This window comes from Solidesulfovibrio alcoholivorans DSM 5433 (genome assembly GCF_000702665.1).
Lineage (GTDB): Bacteria > Desulfobacterota > Desulfovibrionia > Desulfovibrionales > Desulfovibrionaceae > Solidesulfovibrio > Solidesulfovibrio alcoholivorans.
Window position 1 is genome coordinate 337,760 of the sequence record NZ_JNJA01000003.1, and the last position, 20,257, is coordinate 358,016.

Sequence of the window (20,257 nt, forward strand, 5' to 3'; positions counted from 1 at the left end):
CTTACCACCAGACGCACGCCATGCCCAAACGGACGGACATCAAGAAAATCATGATCATCGGCTCGGGGCCCATCGTTATCGGTCAGGCCTGCGAGTTCGACTATTCCGGCTCCCAGGCCGCCAAGGCCCTCAAGGAAGAAGGCTATGAGGTGGTCCTGGTCAACTCCAACCCGGCCACCATCATGACCGACCCGGAGCTGGCCGACCGCACCTACATCGAACCCATCGAGCCCGGCACCGTGGCCCGCGTCATCGCCCGGGAAAAGCCCGACGCCCTCCTGCCGACCCTCGGCGGCCAGACCGGCCTCAACACCGCCGTGGCCCTGGCCGAATCCGGCGTTCTGGCCGAGCACGGCGTGGAACTCATCGGCGCGTCGCTCAACGTCATCAAAAAGGCGGAATCCCGCGAACTTTTCCGCGAGGCCATGGAAAACATCGGCCTCATCATCCCCCAAAGCGGCATCTGCCACACCATGGACGACGTGCGGGAGTGGGGCAAGCGCATCCCGTTCCCCATCATCGTGCGCCCGGCCTACACGCTCGGCGGCACGGGCGGCGGCGTGGCCTACAACATGGAAGACCTGGAGAAGATTTCCGCCGTGGGCCTGGCCGCCAGCATGAAAAGCGAAATCATGCTCGAGCGCTCGGTGCTCGGCTGGAAGGAATTCGAGCTTGAGGTCATGCGCGACCGCGCCGACAACTGCGTCATCATCTGCTCCATCGAAAATATCGATCCCATGGGCGTGCACACCGGCGATTCGGCCACGGTCGCGCCGATCCAGACGCTCACCGACGATGAATACCAGAAGATGCGCAACGCCTCGCTCGCCATCATGCGCGAGATCGGCGTCGAGACCGGCGGCTCCAACGTCCAGTTCGCGGTCAATCCCGAAAACGGCGAAATGGTGGTCATCGAGATGAACCCGCGCGTGTCGCGGTCCTCCGCCCTGGCGAGCAAGGCCACGGGTTTCCCCATCGCCAAGATCGCGGCCAAGCTGGCCGTGGGCTACACCCTCGACGAGATCCCCAACGACATCACGCGCGAAACCATGGCCTCCTTCGAGCCCACCATCGACTACTGCGTGGTCAAGATCCCGCGTTTCACCTTCGAGAAGTTTCCCGGCTCCGAGGACTACCTGACCACGGCCATGAAGAGCGTGGGCGAGGCCATGAGCATCGGCCGCAACTTCAAGGAAGCGCTGCAAAAAGGCCTGCGCTCCCTGGAGATCGGGGCCACGGGCCTCGGGCCCGACAGCGACGCCTGCGATCCCGACCGTGAGCAGCTGCTGGCCGACATGCGCAAGCCCAATTCCAAGCGCCTGTTCCAGATCCGCCAGGCCATGCGCTGCGGCGTGAGCCTGGAGGAGATTTTCGACGCCACCTGGGTCGATCCCTGGTTCTTGCGCCAGATCAAGGAAATCGTGGACATGGAGTCGGCCCTGGCGGCGTTTCCCAAGGAAAAGGTCACGCCCGGCGACGCCCAGTGCAAGGAGTTGCTCCTTGCCGCCAAGAAGAACGGCTTTTCCGATCCGCAGATCGCCGCGCTCCTGCGCCTGCCCACGGCCCTCGACGCGCGCAAGCTGCGCCAGGCCATGGGCGCGAACCCGACCTATTACCTGGTCGACACCTGCGCCGCCGAATTCGAGGCCTACACGCCGTACTACTACTCGACCTACGAGACCGGCCGGGAAGTGGCCGTGCGCCCGGCGCGCAAGGTCGTGATTTTGGGTGGCGGCCCCAACCGCATCGGCCAGGGCATCGAGTTCGACTACTGCTGCTGCCACGCCTCCTACGCGCTGCGCGAAATGGGCGTCGAGTCCATCATGGTCAACTCCAACCCCGAGACCGTGTCCACGGACTACGACACCTCCGACCGCCTCTATTTCGAACCGCTGACCTTCGAGGACGTGCTCTCCATCATCGAGCACGAGAAGCCCGAGGGCGTCATCGTGCAGTTCGGCGGCCAGACGCCGCTCAACCTCGCCGTGCCGCTGCTCGACGCCGGGGTGCGCATCCTCGGCACCTCGCCCGACAGCATCGACCGCGCCGAGGACCGCGAACGCTTTCAGGCGATGCTGCACAAGCTCGGCCTGCGCCAGCCCGCCAACGGCACGGCCTTCGCCGTGGAAGAGGCGGCCGAAATCGCGGAACGTATCGGCTATCCCGTGGTGGTGCGGCCGTCCTACGTGCTCGGCGGCCGGGCCATGGAGATCGTCTACGACCGCAAAGACCTCGAGAACTACTTTAAGGTTGCCGTGGTTGCCTCGGGCAAGCACCCGATTCTTGTCGACAAATTCCTGGTCAACGCCACCGAGGTGGACGTGGACGCCGTGTCCGACGGCACGGACACCTACGTGGCCGGGGTCATGGAGCACATCGAGGAGGCGGGCATCCACTCGGGCGACTCGGCCTGCGTGCTGCCGCCGCACAGCCTTTCGCCGGAGCTCGTGGCCGAAATCGAGCGCCAGACCAAGGCCCTTGCCGCGGAACTCGGCGTCATTGGCCTCATGAACATCCAGTTCGCGGTGAAAGACGGCGACATCTACATCCTCGAGGTCAACCCCCGCGCCTCGCGTACCTCGCCCTTCGTGTCCAAGGCCACGGGCGTGCCTCTGGCCAAGCTCGCGACCAAGGTCATCATGGGTCAGAAGCTCGCGGACCTCAATCCCTGGTCCCTGCGCAAGTCCGGCTACTATTCGGTCAAGGAATCGGTCTTCCCCTTCAACCGCTTCCCGGGCGTGGACGTGCTGCTCGGACCGGAAATGCGCTCCACGGGCGAGGTCATGGGCATCGACGCCTCCGTGGGCCTGGCGTTCATGAAAAGCCAGCTCGGCGCGGGCCAGAACCTGCCGCTCAAAGGAACCGTCTTCATCTCCGTGGCCGACGGCGCCAAGGACGACGTGCTGCCGGCGGCGCAAATCCTGAGCGAAGTCGGGTTCCGTATCCTGGCCACCAAGGGCACGGCCACCTACCTCGAAGGCAAGGGCATTGCCGTGACGCAGGTCATGAAGGTCTTCGAGGGCCGGCCCCATGTGGTCGACCACATGAAGAACCGCGAGATCGACCTCGTCATCAACCTCGTTTCGGACAAGCGCACGGTGCGCGACTCCATGGTCATCCGCCAGACGGCGCTGCTCTACGGCATCCCCTACACGACCACGGCCGCGGGGGCCAAAGCCATGGCGCAGGCCATCCGCGAGATGACGGGGCAGGGGCTCACCGTCAAGAGCCTGCAAGAGTATTACGGGGCGAACTAGCCCGGGCGGCGCGTCATGAAAAAGGAATACTGCGGACTGTTCGGCATCTACGGCCATCCCGAGGCCGCGCGGATGGCCTACTTCGGCCTCTACGCCCTCCAGCACCGGGGGCAGGAGTCGGCCGGCATCGTCACCTGGGACGGCACGCGCATCCGCGAGCAGCGGGGCATGGGACTTGTGGCCGACGTCTTCTCCGAGCGCCACCTCGGTAAGGAGCTCAAGGGGTCCGTGGCCGTGGGCCACATCCGCTACTCCACGACCGGCGCGTCGCTTTTGCGCAACTGCCAGCCCTTCCTGGTCCGTTTCGGCGACTACCACCTGGCCATCGCCCACAACGGTAACCTGGTCAACACCATGGAACTGCGCGCGGAACTGGAAGCCTCGGGCTCCATCTTCCAGACCACCATCGATTCCGAGGTGTTCGTCCACCTCATCGCCAAGTTCCTAAACGGCCATTCCCTGGAAGAGGCCGTCATCAAGGCCTGCAACAAGATCAAGGGCGCGTACTCCATCCTGCTTCTGGCCAACGACAAGATCATCGCCGTGCGCGACCCGCACGGCGTGCGGCCGCTCATGCTCGGACGCATGGGCGACGCCTATGTGCTGGCCTCGGAGACCTGCGCCTTCGACCTCATGGAGGCCGAAGCCATCCGCTCCGTGGCCCCGGGCGAGATGCTCGTCATCCAGGACCGCCGCTTGCAGTCCTACCGCATCTGCGACCCGCAGCCCGTGCGCCAGTGTGTGTTCGAACTCATCTATTTCGCCCGGCCCGATTCCGAAGTCTTCGGCGAGGTGGTCTACGAGCGCCGCAAGCAGATGGGCGCCACGCTCGCCGCGGAGGCGCCAGTCGACGCCGATTACGTCATGCCGTTTCCCGATTCCGGCTTCTACGCGGCCATCGGCTATTCCCAGGCCTCGGGGCTGCCGTTCGAGATGAGCATGGTGCGCAACCACTACGTGGGCCGCACCTTCATCCAGCCTTCCCAGGACATGCGCGACTTCAGCGTCCGGGTGAAGCTCAATCCCGTGAAAAGCATGATCAAGGGCAAGCGCATCCTCATCGTCGAGGACTCCATCGTACGCGGCACCACCATCCGCACCCGGGTCAAGCGCCTGCGCGAACTCGGCGCGCGCGAGATCCACATGCGCGTATCTTGCCCGCCCATCCGCTTCCCCTGTTTTTACGGCATCGACTTCTCGTCCAAGGGCGAGCTCATCGCCGCGCACCAGAGCGTGGACGAAATCGCCAAGTTCATCGGCCTCGACAGCCTGCACTACCTGTCCATCGAGGGGCTGCTCGACTCCGTGCACTGCAACGGGGAGGAACCGCCGTACTGCCTGGCCTGCTTCGACGGCGAGTACATCATCCCGCCCTGCGGCGAGGGCCTGAAGAACTGCCTGGACGACGCGACGCTGGCCCTTTCCTGGTAGCGGGCATCCCATGGGACTCCATCTCAACATCGATTTTGCCGGGGCCAAGGACAAGTCGCTTTCCAAGCTGCTGTTGTCCACGGCCCGGCAGTATCTGCGCGAATACGGCGAGGTGCTCGACCTCGTCCTCGATTCCGCCGCGCGCAGCATCAGCGTCGAAGTGCTGCCCGTGGGCGAAAAAGAGCCCATCCGCGCCACGGTCTTCGGCTACGGTTTGGCCACCGACGGTTCCGGACGCGGCTATCTCACCTTCGAGGACGCGGCGTTTTCCCGCCAGTGGCTGACGCTGCTTGCCGTGCGCCTGCTTCCCGACAAACGCCTGCCCCTGCCCTCCGGGACGCCCATGGGGCTGCTCCAGACGATGCTGTAGCCATTCCATCCTTCCAGGCCGACGGCCTCGAATTCCATTGGTCAAGCCTTCTTCCCGCGTTGCAGCAGGGCCCTCTTGCAGCGTCCGGGGCAGGGCAGGCGTTCGCTTCGCGCAAACCCCGCTCTCGTGGCCTCGGGGCGAGCCGATGCGCGCGTCAACAGCCCGGCGTTTACAGGTGCCCGTTGTGATGGCATGATTTATCCTCTCGCGGAGAGGGGATTCGTTCTTCGCAAAACCGATGCGCGGACAGCGACAAGGAGTTTCATGCAACCCAACCCCATCGATCTTGCCCGCCGGGCCAAGGTGTTCAAGGCGCTCGGGCATCCCAGCCGGTTGCTCATGGTCGAGGCGCTCGGGAGCGGCGAGAAATGCGTGTGCGAACTGCGCGAGCTCGTCGGCTCGGATATCTCCACTATTTCAAAGCATTTGAGCGTGCTCAAGGAAGCCGGCATCGTCCAGGACGACCGGCGTGGCACGAACATCTACTATTCCCTGCGCATGCAGTGCGTCACGGGTTTCCTGTCCTGTGTGCGCCGGTTTTTCGACCAGCAGCTTGAAGAACAATTCCTGTTTCTTGAGGACTTACGCAAGCAGGTCAGGTCCTAGGCGATTTTTTACCCTTGCCTTGCTCACACGGATTTTTTAAATTCCGTGTGAACAAAACAGCCGAAACCCCGTGTCCCGGACGATCGTGTCCGCGCGGCGAGGGGTAACCGGAATACAAGGCAGGTGGCCCATGCAGAACGCAACGCAAGGGGCGACGACCCTGGCTTCCGAAACCCGATCCGATCCTCCCGTGAAGACGAAGAACCGTTACGACGCCATGGAGTGGGCCGGCGCGTTCGGCGACATCGGCACGCTCATTCCGTTTGTCGTGGCCTACATCACGATCCTGGGCGTCGATCCGCTGGGGCTGCTCTTCATGTTCGGCGTCTCCAAGATCGCGGCCGGCCTCTACTACAAGACACCTATCCCCATCCAGCCCATGAAGGCCATCGGCGCGGCGGCCGTGGCCGGCGGCATCTCGCCCGCCGCACTGTTCGCCTCGGGCCTGACCACCGGGCTTTTCTGGCTGCTCATCGGCATGACCGGCACGATCAAGGTGGTCGCGAAGCTCGCGACCAAGCCCGTGGTGCGCGGCATCATGCTCGGGCTTGGCATGTCCTTCGTGGTCGAGGGCATCCACCGCATGGTGGCCTCGCCGACGCTCGCCGCCATCTGCCTGGCCACGACCTTCGTGCTGCTCACCAATCCGAAGATCCCGGCCATGTTCGTGTTGCTGCTGATCGGCGTCGTGGCCGCGCTGATCGGCAATCCGGCCCTCTGGGGCGAACTGACCCAGGTCAGCATCGGTTTCCGCCTGCCCCAGTTCGGCCTGCACCAGATCAAGTGGGACGACATCGTCACGGGCACGCTCCTTTTCACCTTGCCGCAGATCCCTTTGACGCTCGGCAACGCCGTGGTGGCCATCACCGCGGAAAATAACGACCTTTTTCCTGATCGGCCCGTCACGGAAAAAACCATGTGCATCAGCCAAGGCATCATGAACCTCGTTTCGCCGATGTTCGGCGGCGTGCCCATGTGCCACGGCGCGGGCGGTATGGCCGGGCACGTGCGCTTCGGCGCGCGCACGGGCGGCTCGCTCGTCATCCTCGGCACCATCGTCGTCGTCATCGCGCTTTTTTTCAGCCAGTCCGTGGCCGTGATCTTTAAGATGTTTCCGCCTGCGGTGCTCGGTGTCATCCTCTTCCTGGCCGGCGCGGAACTCGCCGTGACCGTGCGCGACATCGGCACGAAGAAGTCCGAATTCTACGTCATGGTCGTCGTCGCCGGCTTCGCCATGTGGCACATGGGCGTGGCTTTCGTCGTCGGCGTCATTCTGGACACCGCCCTGCGCAAGGAGTGGATCAAGATTTAGGCCCCTCCCAACCAACTCCGTCCGCTGGCCGGGAGACGCAAGTGACTGCGTCTCCCGGCTTTTTGTTTGCCGGAAGGTGTGCATCCATCCCTTGTGGGAAATGCAAAAGTACTTGCGGGCCGGCAAGGGATGTCGTATTTGGCTTTTTGACCAAATAACAAATAGCCGTTTGCCATCGCCGGAGGATGCCATGGAACATATCACGGATGCCAAGGATGCGGGCTGCGCCTGCCGCAAGCCGGAAACTGCCGGTGCGGGACTGGGGCCCGGGCGTATCGTGCTCCTGGTCGCGGTCCTGGCCGCCTGGTTCGTTATTTACCGGCAGTTGCTGCCGTTTTCGCAATTCCTGACCTACGGCGTGTTCGGGCTGGAGCACGGCTCGCGGTTCGGCGACGCCGTGGAATTCTTCCTCTACGATGCGCCCAAGGTGCTCATGCTGCTCACGCTCGTGGTCTTCGGCGTGGGCATCCTCCGCTCGTTTTTCACGCCCGAGCGCACCCGGCGCATGCTGGCGGCCGGGCGGCGCGAAAGCGCCGGCAACGTCCTGGCCGCGCTTCTGGGGATCGTCACGCCTTTCTGCTCGTGTTCGGCCGTGCCGCTTTTCATAGGCTTCGTCGCGGCCGGGGTGCCGCTCGGCGTCACCTTCTCGTTTCTCATTTCCGCGCCCATGGTCAACGAAATCGCGGTGGTGCTTCTCTACGGCCTCGTCGGCTGGAAGGTGGCGGCGCTGTACATGGCCATGGGGCTGGCTGTGGCCGTGGTCGCCGGCTGGACGCTCGGGAAGATGCGTCTGGAGCGCTACGTCGAGGACTGGGTGCTGGCCGTGCGGGACGGGCAGGGGGCGCAGGGCGACGCCCCCATGACCGCGCGCGACCGCGTCGTTTACGGCATGAACGCCGTGCGCGAAATCCTCGGGCGCACCTGGAAATGGGTGCTGCTCGGCATTGCCGTGGGCGCGGGCATCCACGGCTACGTGCCCGAGGGCTTCATGGCCTCTATCATGGGCTCGGGCAGCTGGTGGTCCGTGCCCTTGGCCGTGGTCATCGGCATCCCCATGTATTCCAACGCCGCCGGCATCGTACCCGTGGTCGAGGCACTTCTGGCCAAGGGCGCGGCCCTCGGCACGGTGCTCGCCTTCATGATGTCGGTCATCGCCTTGTCGCTGCCGGAGATGGTGATCTTGCGCAAGGTGCTCAAGGTGCCTTTGTTGCTGGCGTTCGCCGGCATAGTCGGTTGCGGCATCCTGCTTGTGGGGTATGTGTTCAACATTTTGCTGTAACGGAGGCTGTCATGCGTTTTCTTGCCCAATTGTTCCCGGAGTTCGCCACCCAACTTGATGCGATGGATGCGCTCTATGCCGAGAAGCGGCTCATCGACGAAAAGACGTACCAGTTCATCTGCTTTGCAGTATCCATCAAGGCACGTTCCAAACCCTGCGTGCTCAAGCACTTCAAGGGCGCGCTCGATGCCGGGGCAAGCCTGCAGGAGCTGGCCTACATCCTGGCTCTGGTCATGCGCGAGGCGGCCGGGGCCGACGACTGCTGGACGCACGACGTGCTTGGCGACGTGGCTGACATCATCGCCGGCAAAGTCGATTGCGCCTGCAAGAAATAAACGGGAGGGAGAAGGATGCTGCTTCAAATCTGCGGCACGGGCTGTGCCAAGTGCAACGAACTGGAAAAACTGGTGAAGGAAGTGGTGGCCGAGAAGGGCATCGCGGCCACGGTGGAAAAGGTCACGGACCTGCAGGCCATCGTCAAGCTGGGCGTGTTCACCACGCCGGCCCTGCTCGTGGACGGCGTGATCAAAGCCGCCGGCAGCGTGCCGCCCAAAAAAGACATCGCCGCCTGGATCGCCTGATTTCCTCTGTCGCGTCCGGGGCCACTGCCTGCGCAATGGCCCCGTTCACCCCTTTCGGGAGGTCCGGGAGGGGCCGTCGCCCCTCCTGGACGCCGGAGGCGTCTTCCCTCTTCCCGACTATGCTACCCCAAGCAGCGCCTGGGCGAAGTCCTGGCCGACGAACGGGCGCAGGTCTTCCATTTTCTCGCCGAGCCCCACATAGGTGATCGGCACGCCGAACGAGAGCGCGATGCCGACCACCACGCCGCCCTTGGCCGTGCCGTCGAGCTTGGTCAGGATGATCTCATCCACGCCTGCCGCCTCGTCGAAAAGCTTGGTCTGGGACAGCGCGTTCTGGCCGGTGGTGGCGTCGAGCACGAGCACCGAGCGGTGCGGCGCGCCCGGGTGCTTCTTGCCCACGACACGGCGGATTTTCTTCAGCTCTTCCATCAGGTTGGTCTTGGTGTGCAGCCGGCCGGCGGTGTCCAGATAGAGCACGTCGTAGCCGCCGGCGAGCACCTTGTCCATGGCCTCGAAGGCCACGGCCGCCGGGTCGGCCCCTTCGCCCTTGCTGTAGAAGTCCGCGCCCACGCGCTTGGCCCAGATTTGCAGCTGCTCGATGGCCGCCGCGCGGAAGGTGTCGCCGGCGGCGATGAGCACCTTCTTGCCGCGCATGATGTCGCGGTGGGCGAGCTTGGCGATGGTCGTGGTTTTGCCCACGCCGTTGACGCCGATCATCATGACCACTTCCGGCGGGTTGATCGCCTTGATGGTCCTGCCGGTCTTGAAGATCTCGGCCAGTTCCTCGCGCAGGATCTCCTTGAAGATCGCCGGATCGGTCACGCCGCGCTTGCGCACGCGCGCGCGCAGCCCGTCCATGAGCTTGGCCGCGGGCTCGAAGCCCACGTCGGCCATGATGAGGATTTCCTCGAGCTCCTCCCAGAAGGCCTCGTCGATGACCTTGTGACTCCCGAGCAGCCCGTCGATGTGTTTGACGATCTGTTCCTTGGTCTTGGCCAGCCCCTCGGAGAGCTTGAGGAAAAGCCGGTTGCGCTCGTCCTCCTCGTCTTCCAGGTCCAGCGCCAGGGCGAGGCGGTATTGCAGTTCCGAGCGGAACAGCTCCACCTCGTCGTATTCCATGACCGCGATCCAGTCCGCGAACTTGGCGACAAAGGCGTCGGCCTCTCCTGCCGGGGCCTCGAGGCTGGTGAAGAGAAAGCGCAGCCGGTCCCAGAGGTCCGGGCCGGCGACGGTCACGTCCGCGAGCAGGATATCGAGCCAGGCCGAGAGCCTGGGTTCCGCCTGGCGCAGTTCGAGGATGAGCGCGTTGCGCCAGGGGGCCTGTCCTGCGGCATCCGCGTCTGGGACGGAAGCGACGGGGGCGGGTTCGGGTGCTGCGGCGACCGGTTCGGGCGCGGCCGGGGGCGTCGGTGCCGCTGCGGCGACAGGCGCTGCCGCAGGGGCGGCGGACTCTTGCGTCGTTTCGGGCGCGGGCTCGTGTTGCGGCGCGGCGGCGGCCTCTTCCCGCACGGGCTCGGGCGCGGCGGCCGGCGTTTCCTGCGCTGCGGGAGCAGGGGAGGGCTCCTGCGCTGCGGCCTGCACCTGGGTTTGCGGCTCCTCGGCGGGAGCGGCGGCGGTTTCGACGGGAGCGTCTTCGGCTTTCCAGAATTTCTTGAGCTTGGAAAAAAAACCCATGGGGCGTCGGTCCTCGTGTTCGGAAAGGAAGTTGAAGGCAGGCGCGCCGAGCGGCGCGACGAAACACAATAGCCGGCAAGGCGGCGCGGCGCAACCGCCGCGCCCGGCCGCCGGGGGCGGCGGTTGCCGCATCTGCCGTGTTGTGGTCGCCCGGCTCCTTGTGGCACAAGAGGGGGCCGCGCGGGACGCGGCATTTTCGCAAACAAGGGGAGTATATCCATGACGCTTCTGGAGAGGCGCGGTATCGAAGCGGCCATGCTGGCGCAGACGTATGCCGTGCTCGTGGCGCGCCTGGGCCGGGACGAAGCCCTGGCCGTCATCGAGGACATCGTGCGCGAGGCCGCTTTCGCAGCGGGCAAGGCTTTTGCCGCGAAGGCGCCGCAGGGGCCGAGTCTCGAGCATTTCGCGGCCGTGGCCGAATTGTGGCAGGCCGGCGGCGCGCTGGTCATCGAAAACGCCGCGCGCCGGGGCAACGTCTTTTCCTTCGAAGTGACGCGCTGCCGCTACGCCGAGACCTACCGGGAAATGGGTCTGCCCGAGGAACTGGCCATGCGTATTTCCTGCCTGCGCGACGGCGCGTTCGTCGCCGGCTACAGCGACAAGTTGCGGCTTGACCGCCCCGGAACCATAGCTTCCGGGGCCGTCTCCTGTCCTTTCACCTTTACCTGGAACGACGACGCATGAGCATACGGCGCACCACCGTCAAAGCGGCGCTCGCGGGCGGCGAAGGCCCGGGCGCGATCCGCGTCATGGGCTGGGTCCGCACCCGCCGCGATGCCAAGGGCTTTTCCTTTCTGGAGATCAACGACGGCTCCTGCCTGACGAACCTGCAAGTCGTGGTGGACGAGGGCGTAGAGGGGCACGATCTGCTGCCGGAACTCGGCACGGGCGCGTCCGTGGCCGTTTCCGGCGAACTCGTGTCCTCGCCGGGCAAAGGGCAGCGCTTCGAGGTCCACGCAAAGAAACTGGAACTGCTCGGCCCGGCCGATCCCGAGAGCTACCCGCTCCAGAAGAAACGCCATTCCGACGAATTCCTGCGCTCCATCGCCCACCTGCGGCCGCGCACCAACAAGTACGGGGCCATGCTGCGCATGCGCGCGGCCCTGGGCCAGGCGGTGCACGCCTACTTCGCCGCGCGTGGCTTCGCCTGGGTGCACACGCCCATCATCACGGGCTCGGACTGCGAAGGCGCGGGCGAGATGTTCCGCGTGACGGGCCTGACCGACGCCGAGGCCGCGCTGCCGCCCAAGGAGCGCGCGGAAAAGGACTTCTTCGGCAAGGACGCCTACCTCACCGTCTCCGGCCAGCTGACGGCCGAACCGCTGGCCCTGGCGCTCGGCAAGGTCTACACCTTCGGCCCCACCTTTCGGGCCGAGCACTCCGATACCTCGCGCCACGCCGCCGAATTCTGGATGGTCGAGCCGGAGATGGCCTTCGCCGACCTCGAGGACAACATGGATTTGGCCGAATCGCTGCTCAAATCCCTCGTGCGCACGGCTATGAACGACTGCGCCGAGGATTTCGGCCTGTTCGCCAAATACGTGGACCCGACCCTGCCCGAGACCCTGGCGGCGTTTGTCGCCGAGCCCTTCGTGCGCCTGCCCTACAAGGAGGCCGTGAACATCCTTTGCGCCGCGAAAAAGGATTTCGCCTACCCGGTCGGCCCGGGGCTCGACCTGCAAAGCGAACACGAACGCTACCTCGCCGAGGAGCATTTCCGCCGCCCGGTCATCGTCTACGACTACCCGCGCGCGATCAAGGCGTTCTACATGCGCCAAAACGACGACGGCGAAACGGTCGGAGCCATGGACGTGCTCGTGCCGGGCATCGGCGAAGTGGTGGGCGGCAGCGCACGCGAGGAACGCCTGGACCTGCTCGAAGCGCGCATCCGCGAACTGCGTCTGCCCCTTGCGGCATATTGGTGGTACCTGGAGACGCGGCGTTTCGGCACGGCGCCCCACGCCGGCTTCGGCCTGGGCTTCGAGCGCGTGCTCATGCTCGTCACGGGTATCGGCAACATCCGCGACGTCATGCCCTTCGCCCGTACGTGGCGGCATTTGGAGTTTTAGAGAGGGAACGGGAAGGAGAGGGAGATGCCTCCGGCGGCCAGGAGGGGGTGACCCCCTCCTGGACCTCCTCGAAAGGGAGAGGGGCTGGGGGGTGTAAAGCGGCTCAGGAGGGGGACTGAGTGTCCGTTTCCTTGGCCGCGGGCAGCTCCACGGTGAAAACGCTGCCGCCGCCGAGCAACGACTCGGCCCAGATGCGCCCGCCGTAATGGCGCACGATTTGGCGGCAGATGGCCAGCCCCAGGCCCGTGCCCTTGGCGACCTCCTGCACGGTGTCGCTGCGGCCCACCTGGTGGAACTTGTCGAAAATGGAATCGAGTTCCTCCAGGGGGATGCCGATGCCCGTGTCGGCCACGGCGATGCGCACGGTTTCGCCATGACCGCAGGCCTCCAGGCGCACCGTGCCGGCCCTGGTGAACTTCACCGCGTTTTGCAGCAGGTTGGAGACGACCTGTATGAGCTGGTCCGGGTCCATGTACAGGTCCGGGATGTCCGGGGCCACCCGGACGTCGAAGGCGACTTCGGGCCGCTGTTCCAGAATCCCTTCGATGCTGCGTGCCGCCTTGGACACAACGGCGGCCGGGGAAAACCGTTCGTTGCGCCAGGACATGTTGCCCGATTCTATGCGGCTTAAGTCCAGCACGTCGTTAATAAGGCGCGTGAGGCGTTCGGCTTCGCCGAAGACCACGGAAAGATTGTCGGCGATGCGCCGGCCCTTGGCGGCAAGCGCCGGGTTGTCCACGGTCAGCGGCAGGAACTGGTCGGTGAAATCCCGACCGATGAGCTTGGCGAAGCCCAGGATCGAAGTCAGGGGCGTGCGCAGTTCGTGGGACACCGTGGACAGGAACACGGACTTCATCCGGTCCAGTTCGCTCAAGCGGATGTTCGCCTCGGCCAGTTCCAGGGCTTGCAGGCGCAGGTCACTGGTGCGCTCCTCCACCTCGGCTTCCAGGCGCTGCCGGTGGTTGGCCAGCGCCTCTTCGGTCTTCTTGCGCTCGGTGATGTCCGTGACCATGGCGAGGGCCCCCTGGGCCTCGCCCGTGGCGTCGTACAAGGGGCTTGTGGAGACAAGCGTCCAGATTTCCTCCCGGTCCTTGCGGCGCAGCCTGATCTCCTGCACTTCGCTTGCGCCCCGGCGCAGCCCGTCCATCTGCCGGCGCGCCGCCTGCGTGGATTCCCGGGACACGAAGTCGTCAAAGGCGATGCCGAGCATCTCGCCCGGGGCGTAGCCGAGCATGTCCGCCAGACGCCGGTTGACGAAGGTCGTGCGCCATGACGCGTCCAGAACCCACACGCCCTCGCCCGCGGTTTCCACGATGCGCCGGAATTTCTCCTCGCTCTCCCGCAGCGCCATATCCGCCAGATGCCGGTCCGTGACGTCGCGGATGGCCTCGATGCCGCCGGCGATGCGCCCCGAGCCGTCGCGCAGGGCCACGGCCTTGGCCCAGACATGGCGCGGCCCGCCGGGCAGGGCGGCGACCGTGACCTCGGCGATGACCGCGTCCTCGGTCAGTTCGGCCACGGCGTAGCGGTCGTCGGGGCGCTTCACCGCACCCCGGGCGTAATCGATCAAAAGCGGCGTGGCGTAGCCGTAAAACGGCAGGCCATAGGCGAAATCCGCCTTGCCGAGCATGTCCTCGGCCGCGACGCCGGTGAGTTTTTCCATGGCCCGGTTCCAGAAGACCACCGCGCCGTCGCCGTCGACCACGAACGTGGGGTCGGGCAGGAAGTCGATGATGTCCGCGAGGTTCCTGTCCCGGACCTTGACCACTTCCTGGGCCTGGCGCAGGGCGACGATGAGCTCGGATTGCCGGTGGTTGGTCAGGGCCATATCCGAGAGGAGATTGGCGAACCGGTGAAGCGCCTGGCAGATTTTCCCGAATCGCTCCCGGCTCATGCGCGGCACGCGCGCCAGGGCCTCGCGGAAGGCCTCCTCGTCGGCCCCGATTTCCTTGGCGTAGGCCATGACCGCCTCGAGATCCACGGAGGCGTCGACCACTTGGCCGATGAGCCAGGTGGCGATGTGGCGGCCGTCGAAGAAGATGCAGGTCGCGCCGTCGATGAGGCCGGCGCTTTCGCAATTGGCGATGGTCGGCCCCGTTTCGGTGGCGCGGCCCAGGATGGCGTCCGAGCGCCGGCAATTGGCGCGTCCCCTGGGCGTGGCGCGGATGACGTCGCGGCACAGGGTGGTGAAGTTGCTTGGCCGTGTGATCGGCCGTCCCGACGGGTCGGTGATGAGCGAGGCCACGTTCGCAGCCTCGGCGAACGCGTCCTGGAAGCGCTGGATCTCCTCCACGGAAAAGACGTCCTCGAAACGCGGGGCGTTCGGAGCGGGAGAGGGGGACGGTCCGGCGGAAGGCCCGTCTTCCCCGTCGGTGCGAGGCTTCGGGTGGGGTTGTCCCTTGTCCTGTCGGCTGCGCATGTCCCTCCCCCGGATGAGCCGGTTGCTTTCCTTTCCGAGAGCATACTCCAATAGCCGCGCCAATTCCAACAACTATTTCCCTAACGAAGGGAGGATGCGATGTATTGGCGACTACGGCGGCAGACTTCTGGGGGAGTCGGGCGGTGGTGCGACAACGGCGGAGGCGTTGCACTATTCTGTATTTGTTTCGGTCTGAAATAACGCGTCGTCCGCGGCAAGGAAACGGCCGGCGTTTCCCGGGGGGAACGCCGGCCGTATTGCAGACGGGGCTATGCCGGGCAGGAGGCCTGAATGCGGCGCACCACCCAGGTTTTCACTACTTGGGCCAGGCACATGTAGCAGAAGATGACCAGCGCCATGAGCCCCCAGTAGCCGGTTGGCGGCACGACCAGGCCGAAGGTGTGGGCCAGGGGCGAGAAAGGCAGCCAGACGCCGAAGGCGCAGATGAGGATGGTGGTCGCGCCGAGCGGCAGGCTGGACCAGCTTTGCAGGAAGGGGATGTTGTCCGTGCGGATCACGTGCACGATGATGGTCTGGGAGAGCAGCGACTCGATGAACCAGCCGGTCTGGAAGAGCGCCGGGTTGGTCCAGGCTCCGAAAAAGTGGATCATGATGAAAAAGGTGACGTAGTCGAAGATGGAGCTGACCGGGCCGAGGTAGAGGATGTAGCGCCGGATGTCGTCGATGCGCCAGCGCCGGGGCCTGGCCAGGATGTCCGCGTCCACGTTGTCGGTGGGGATGGCGGTCTGGGAAAAGTCGTACATGAGGTTGTTGACCAGGATCTGGATCGGCAGCATGGGCAGGAAGGGCAGGAAGGCGCTGGCCCCGAGCACGCTGAACATGTTGCCGAAGTTGGAGCTGGCCCCCATGCGGATGTACTTGGTGATGTTGAAGAAGATCTTGCGGCCTTCGAGCACGCCGTGTTCGAGCACGTGCAGGCTCTTTTCGAGCAGGATGATGTCCGCCGATTCCTTGGCCACGTCCACGGCGCTGTCCACGGAGATGCCGACGTCCGCCGCGCGCAGGGCCGGGGCGTCGTTAATGCCGTCGCCCATGAAGCCGACCACGTGGCCCTGGTGGCGCAGCGCCGTGACGATCTGCTCCTTCTGCATCGGGTCGAGCTTGGCGAAGACGTGGCAGACGCCGACGGCCTCGTGGAGCTCCGCTTCGCTCATGGCCGCCACCTGGTCGCCGGTGATGATGTGGTCGCCGGCGTCGAAGCGCACTTCGCGGCAGATTTTCGCTGTGATGACGGCGTTGTCGCCGGTGACGATCTTGGGCTGGATGCCGTGGGCGATCATGATCGCCAGGGCGTCGGCCGCGGTGTCCTTGGGCGGGTCGAGGAAGGCCAGGTAGCCCATGAGCGTGAGGTCGCATTCGTCGGCCACGGCGAAGTCGCTGCGCGCGCCGTCCACTTCCTTGTAGGCCAGGGCCACCACGCGGAAGCCGTCGTCGTTGAGGTCGTGGACGAGCTGCTGCCGGGTGGCCAGATGATGCCCTTCGAGCGGCTTGACCACCCCGTTTTTGATGTAGGTGCGGCTTTGGGCGAACACTTCCTCGGCCGCGCCCTTGCAAATGAGGATCGCCTTGTCCGTGCGCTTGTCGCGCACGATGACGCTCAATCGTCGGCGCATGAAGTCGAAGGGGATCTCGTCGAGCAACTCGTAGTCGGCGGGGTTGATGGATTCACCCACGGCGTCGCCGGAAGCGATGACAGCCACGTCCAGGGCGTTTTTCAGGCCCGTTTGCAGCTTGCTGTTGAGGTAGGCGTATTCGAGGACCGCATGGTCTTCCTCGCCTTTGATGTCGAGGTATTTTTCCAGGATGATCTTGTCCTGGGTCAGCGTGCCGGTCTTGTCCGTGCACAGCACGTCGATGGCCCCGAAGTTCTGGATGGCGTCCAGGCGCTTGACGATGACCTTGTGCTTGGACATGGCCAGCGCCCCTTTGGAAAGGCACACCGTGACCACCATGGGCAGCATTTCCGGGGTGAGGCCCACGGCCACGGCCAGGGCGAACATGAACGCGCCCATCCAGTCGTGGGTCGTCGCGCCGTTGATGACGAAAACGAACGGCACCATGACGAGCATGAAGCGCAGCATGAGCCCGGTGAAGCTCTTGATGCCCTTGTCGAAATCGGTCTCGACGCGCTTGCCCGAGAGTTTCGCCGCGATGCCGCCGAAATAGGTCTTGGCCCCGGTAGCCGTGACCACGGCGGCGGCGGAGCCGGACACGACGTTGGTGCCCATGAAGCACATGGCCGGGTCGCCGAGGCCGGATTCGCCCTCGCGCGGGGGCTCGTCCGCCGGCCGGGCCGTCTTTTCCACGGGCAGGGCCTCGCCCGTGAGCATGGCCTGGTTGATGTGCAGGTCCTTGGCGCGCAGAAGCTGCACGTCGGCCGGCACCATGTCGCCGGCGGCGAGCAGCACGATGTCGCCCGGCACGACCTGGGCCAGGGGAATCTCGCGCTGCTGCCCGTCGCGCAGCACCGTGGCCGTGGTGTGGACCATTTTCTTGAGCTCCGCCGCAGCGGTGTCGGCCTTGGCTTCCTGGATGACCTTGAGCACCACGCCCATGACGGCCATGCCGATGATGACCACGGCCGAGCGGACGTCGTCCGTGGCGTAGGAGATGCCGCCGAGCACGAACAGGAGCAGCACGAGCGGGTTTTTCACGGAATCCCACAGCCGGTCCAGGAAGGTCACGGGCTTGGCCGTGACGGCCTGGTTGGGGCCGAACTGCCTGAGCCGGTCCTTGGCTTCCTGGGAGCTTAAGCCTGCAAACGCGGGTTTTTGCTCGGCCGCGGGTTCGCTGAGCCATTGCCCGGAGACGGCAACCTGCTCCCACAGGCCCTGCAGGTGCCGGTAGACGTCGTAGGCGGAAATCTTGCGCTGGTGGGCCAGGGCGTCGAAGGCGTTGGCTTTCTGGACGAAGTGTTCGAGGTTTTTGAGAAATTCGTCTTCAGGCGCAAGGCGCAATACCTCGCTTGCGGCATTGGCGTCCGCTTCCTGCGAGGTGGCCTGCATGGGGGACTTGGGGTCGGTCATGGGCGCTCCGGATCGTGCATGGGGATTGCGCTGGCGGGAGACGTTCCCGCCGCTTCTACCCGGCGCGTCGCGGCCGGGGGGCGATGCCGCCCCGGCCGCGTGGCGTCGGCATTCCTTGAAAACACGGTACCGTTTTCAAGTACATGGATATCCGGTGACGATGTCGTGTGTTGCAGCACTGTCAGGAAGGCTGCGTCTCCGTGCGCGCCTGGCGCAGGAACTCCAGGCAGGCCGCGGCCGCTTTGTGGAAATCCACGCCGCCGTCGATTTCCAGGACCGGCAGGTCGCCGAGCAGGTCGAGGTAGGCGTTCTGGCTGGCGATGGAGGGTTCGGAGGCGTCCTCGAATTCGTAGAACAGGCCCACGTCCTTCATGAAGGCGGCCATGAGGTCGCGGCGATCGCGCAGGCGCACGCGACTTGCCGTCATGGGCGAAGCGTCGCGCTTCCAGCGCAGGACGACCAGGCCCGCCATGGGGCAGGACAGCTTGAAGCGGCCCTTGCCGAAGCATTCGTCGATGAAGGCGTCGTACTTGTGTTCCAGGTCCCACAGTTCGGCCTGGGGCAGGGCGGCGAAGCGCTTGCGGTCCTCGGCGTCCATGACCGGGGCCAGATTCGGGTTGTTGAGCACGGTGCCGGGGTTGACGCGCGGCATCTTGGCCACGCCCGTCATGACGAGGCCCGCGCTCTCCCGGGAGACCATCACGCGGTCGTTGCTCACGAAATCCGTGCCGTGGCGCATGATCTCCAGGGCGAGGGTGGACTTGCCGGCCCCGGAAAAGCCGGAGATGACCAGCCCCGCGCCGCCTTCGGCCACGCCCGCGGCGTGGAAGAGCAGGGCGCCGCGTTTGAGGCAGTGCTCGATGAAGCGGTTGTTGATGAAGTTGACGACCTGGTTGTCGTTGTCGATGCACGGGCCCACGGCGTAGTTGTCGCCGTGGCCGAAGAGGAAGACCAGCCCCGTGAGCAGCTTTTTGACCACGCGGCCGTCGGGCAGGTCGCAGTAGGATTCCTTGAGCTTGGTCTTGCCGGGTTCGCGCTGCTTGACGGCGAAGGGCAATTCGAGATCCGGCGGGCCGGCCTCGATGGCCGTGACCGGGATGAGGGTCGCGCCGCCGCCGCCAATGAAGTCGCGGTAATAGTTGGCGAGCTTTTCGATGAGCCCCTTGGAGTTGGAGGAAACGACCACGGTCACGTCGCCGAAGGTGACGTCCAGGCGGTGGGTGATGGGCGCATCGGCGAGGATGGGGGCCATGAGCCCGGCGATGGTGGGGGCGTTTTGCATCAGATGTTCTCCAGCACGTAGTCGGCGTAGGCGCTCGCGGCGTCGATGCCGCAGGCGTCGAGCAGGCCGCGGAAGCCGCCGAAGGCCGAGACTTCGTAGATGGCCGCGCCTTCCGGGGTTTCCACCACGTCGACGCAGGTGAAGGCCATGTCCGGGAACAGCGCCTGCGCCCTGTGCGCCAGGGCGATGATTTCCTGCGAAGGCTCGTGGGGCACGTAGCGGCCGCCGGTGCGCGTGGTGGTGTCCCAGGACGCGCCGCTGCCCTGGCGGGCATAGGTGGCCAGGTATTTGCCGCCGAGAAACGACACGCCAAGGTCGAGGTGGCCGCCGGCGTGGGAAACCATCTTCTGGATGTACATGACCTGGTTGCCGGCCGCCTTGTAGTCGGCGATCTCCTCCCGGGCGTCGGGGGTGTCCTCGATGACGGTCATGCCCCGGGCCTTGGAGGAAAAAAGCGGCTTGAACACGGCCTTGCCGTAGAGCGCCACCGTGGCCGCGGCTTCCTCGATGTCCTCGGTCACGACCGTGGGCGGCATGGGGATGCCGCCCAGGCGCAGCACCGTGGTGCCGCTTAAGCGGTCGATCAGGCGCAGCATGCTGTCCGGGCTGGAGAAGACGGGCACGCCCTTCTGGTGGAGGAAGCGCAGGATCTCCATGCGGTCCAGGGCGTCGGGGGTATAGGACGGGGCGATCTTTTTCACGATGATCGCGTCGAGGCCGGTGAGGTCGGTCCCCTGGCAAAACACCTTGCCCGTGTCCAGGTCGAGGCGGACCTCGGCCATGTCGATGCACAGGCGAAAGCCCGTCTTCGCTTCCAGGGCGTCCAGGAGCCGCAGGGTGGACCATCCCTTTGGGATGCCCACCACGCCGATCTTCTTCATGATTCCTCCCATGGTCTTCTCGCCGTCATGGCTCTCGTCCGGGGCGGCG

At 65.4% G+C, this 20,257-nt stretch carries 15 protein-coding genes; 10 read left to right on the forward strand and 5 right to left on the reverse strand.

Annotation, left to right across the window (positions count from 1 at the left end; all coding sequences use genetic code 11):
- Positions 1-20 precede the first annotated feature (20 nt).
- The 8 genes from carB (at position 21) to Q368_RS0107630 (ending at position 8,836) form a co-directional block, all read left to right on the forward strand.
- Positions 21-3,257, forward strand: a complete 3,237-nt coding sequence (gene carB, locus Q368_RS0107595) for a carbamoyl-phosphate synthase large subunit (protein WP_029458589.1) — start codon at positions 21-23, stop codon at positions 3,255-3,257.
- Between the two features lie 15 nt (positions 3,258-3,272).
- Entirely contained in the window at positions 3,273-4,688 is a 1,416-nt protein-coding gene (gene purF, locus Q368_RS0107600; protein ID WP_029458587.1) for an amidophosphoribosyltransferase, read from the forward strand.
- 10 nt (positions 4,689-4,698) lie between these two features.
- Positions 4,699-5,058 (forward strand): hypothetical protein, encoded by a 360-nt coding sequence (locus Q368_RS0107605; RefSeq protein ID WP_029458585.1) that lies wholly within the window; start codon positions 4,699-4,701, stop codon positions 5,056-5,058.
- A gap of 264 nt (positions 5,059-5,322) precedes the next feature.
- Positions 5,323-5,664, forward strand: a complete 342-nt coding sequence (locus Q368_RS0107610) for an ArsR/SmtB family transcription factor (RefSeq protein WP_029458583.1) — start codon at positions 5,323-5,325, stop codon at positions 5,662-5,664.
- A 130-nt stretch (positions 5,665-5,794) separates the two neighbouring features.
- Entirely contained in the window at positions 5,795-6,976 is a 1,182-nt protein-coding gene (locus Q368_RS0107615; RefSeq protein ID WP_029458582.1) for a putative sulfate/molybdate transporter, read from the forward strand.
- A gap of 190 nt (positions 6,977-7,166) precedes the next feature.
- Positions 7,167-8,255: a permease gene (locus tag Q368_RS0107620; protein WP_084158714.1), complete on the forward strand. Its 1,089-nt coding sequence runs from the start codon at positions 7,167-7,169 to the stop codon at positions 8,253-8,255.
- 11 nt (positions 8,256-8,266) lie between these two features.
- Complete coding sequence (locus Q368_RS0107625; RefSeq protein ID WP_029458579.1) at positions 8,267-8,590, forward strand: carboxymuconolactone decarboxylase family protein; 324 nt, start codon at positions 8,267-8,269, stop codon at positions 8,588-8,590.
- Between the two features lie 15 nt (positions 8,591-8,605).
- Positions 8,606-8,836 carry a thioredoxin family protein gene (locus Q368_RS0107630; RefSeq protein ID WP_029458578.1) on the forward strand — a complete coding sequence of 77 codons (231 nt, stop codon included), beginning with the start codon at positions 8,606-8,608 and terminating at the stop codon, positions 8,834-8,836.
- 117 nt (positions 8,837-8,953) lie between these two features.
- Here the strand turns inward: Q368_RS0107630 and ftsY are convergent, their stop codons facing one another.
- Entirely contained in the window at positions 8,954-10,510 is a 1,557-nt protein-coding gene (gene ftsY, locus Q368_RS0107635; RefSeq protein ID WP_029458577.1) for a signal recognition particle-docking protein FtsY, read from the reverse strand.
- Positions 10,511-10,729: 219 nt separating this feature from the next.
- Here ftsY and Q368_RS0107640 point away from each other — a divergent pair, with 219 nt between their 5' ends.
- Together Q368_RS0107640 and asnS are read left to right on the forward strand one after the other, a co-directional pair.
- Complete coding sequence (locus Q368_RS0107640; protein WP_029458576.1) at positions 10,730-11,194, forward strand: L-2-amino-thiazoline-4-carboxylic acid hydrolase; 465 nt, start codon at positions 10,730-10,732, stop codon at positions 11,192-11,194.
- 2 nt (positions 11,195-11,196) lie between these two features.
- Positions 11,197-12,579, forward strand: a complete 1,383-nt coding sequence (asnS, locus tag Q368_RS0107645; RefSeq protein ID WP_425423677.1) for an asparagine--tRNA ligase — start codon at positions 11,197-11,199, stop codon at positions 12,577-12,579.
- A 103-nt stretch (positions 12,580-12,682) separates the two neighbouring features.
- Here the strand turns inward: asnS and Q368_RS0107650 are convergent, their stop codons facing one another.
- The 4 genes from Q368_RS0107650 to Q368_RS0107665 all read right to left on the reverse strand — a co-directional run bounded on the left by Q368_RS0107650 (position 12,683) and on the right by Q368_RS0107665 (position 20,208).
- On the reverse strand, positions 12,683-14,998 hold the full coding sequence (locus tag Q368_RS0107650; RefSeq protein WP_052360074.1) for a PocR ligand-binding domain-containing protein: 2,316 nt from the start codon (positions 14,996-14,998) through the stop codon (positions 12,683-12,685).
- A gap of 269 nt (positions 14,999-15,267) precedes the next feature.
- A complete protein-coding gene (gene mgtA, locus Q368_RS0107655) occupies positions 15,268-18,045 on the reverse strand; it encodes a magnesium-translocating P-type ATPase (protein ID WP_029458572.1) in 2,778 nt (925 codons plus the stop codon).
- Positions 18,046-18,226: 181 nt separating this feature from the next.
- Positions 18,227-19,327: an HprK-related kinase B gene (locus tag Q368_RS0107660; RefSeq protein ID WP_029458571.1), complete on the reverse strand. Its 1,101-nt coding sequence runs from the start codon at positions 19,325-19,327 to the stop codon at positions 18,227-18,229.
- Complete coding sequence (locus Q368_RS0107665; RefSeq protein ID WP_029458570.1) at positions 19,327-20,208, reverse strand: GAK system ATP-grasp enzyme; 882 nt, start codon at positions 20,206-20,208, stop codon at positions 19,327-19,329. The genes Q368_RS0107660 and Q368_RS0107665 overlap by 1 nt, the downstream gene beginning before the upstream one ends.
- Between the last annotated feature and the right edge of the window lie 49 nt (positions 20,209-20,257).